This is a genomic window from Marinobacterium profundum (assembly GCF_001528745.1).
GTDB lineage: Bacteria > Pseudomonadota > Gammaproteobacteria > Pseudomonadales > Balneatricaceae > Marinobacterium_A > Marinobacterium_A profundum.
This window is the reverse complement of sequence record NZ_BCNS01000176.1, coordinates 1-968: the sequence shown is the minus strand read 5'-3', so window position 1 is coordinate 968 and position 968 is coordinate 1. Positions and strand designations below refer to the sequence as shown.

The 968-nt window shown below is 54.8% G+C and carries 1 protein-coding gene; it reads left to right on the top strand.

The window, feature by feature from the left end; translation table 11 throughout:
* On the top strand, nucleotides 1-699 hold a 699-nt coding region (locus tag MPRO_RS21040), incomplete at its 5' end, for a nucleotide sugar dehydrogenase (RefSeq protein WP_158651909.1).
* Nucleotides 700-968 lie beyond the last annotated feature (269 nt).

Sequence of the window (968 nt, the reverse complement as noted above, 5' to 3'; positions counted from 1 at the left end):
GGCACTTACAAAGCGAGCAGTATTCGCGTCGCCGAGGCTGCCAAGGCGATTGAAAATACCCAGCGCGATATCAATATAGCGCTCGTCAACGAGCTCGCGATGATTTTCAAACGCCTGGGAATCGACACCGAAGAAGTGCTGCGCGCGGCGGGTACCAAATGGAATTTCCTGCCCTTCAGGCCAGGTCTGGTGGGCGGTCACTGTATCGGAGTCGACCCCTACTATCTGACCCACAAGGCCCAGGAGGTGGGATACCACCCGGAGATGATTCTGGCTGGACGTCGCATCAACGATGCCATGGGCTGCTACGTGGCCGGGGAGCTGGTGAAGGGAATGCTCAAGCGGGGCATTCAGGTGACCGGCGGCCGGGTGCTGGTGATGGGCCTGACGTTCAAGGAGAATTGCCCGGATGTTCGCAATACCAAGGTGGTCGATATCCTCACCGAGCTTGAGACTTACGGCGTTCGTGTAGATGTCTACGACCCCTGGGTGGATGCTGAAGAAACGCAGCGTGCCTACGGTATCCATCCGTTGCAGGAACTCGAGGCGGGAGTCTACGACGGCATCATTCTGGCCGTGGCCCATGAGCAGTTCATTGAAATGGGGGCCGCACGGATTCGCGTGCTGGGTAAGTCCGAACATCTACTCTACGACCTCAAGTATGTGCTGTCGTCGAGCGAGTCTGATATGCGGTTATGAATCGATTGTGAGGTGAAGGTCGCGGCCCAAAATGGAGAGGGCTCGTTGTCTTTCGCCTTCACTCCAGGGACGTCGGCCCCGGTCCGCTGCAGCTTTTGGTAAAATAGACGTTTCAACTTTATTTTAAAGAGTCTCGAACCCTGCCAGAGTCAAAGCCGTTTCTGCATAATTTTGAAAGTAGCAATTTGTACAAGGCTTCAACCATACCAGGCCTTACAAACTCAACGTATAGGCACAATGCTGGTATGTATTAACCCGGCGGGTTGATA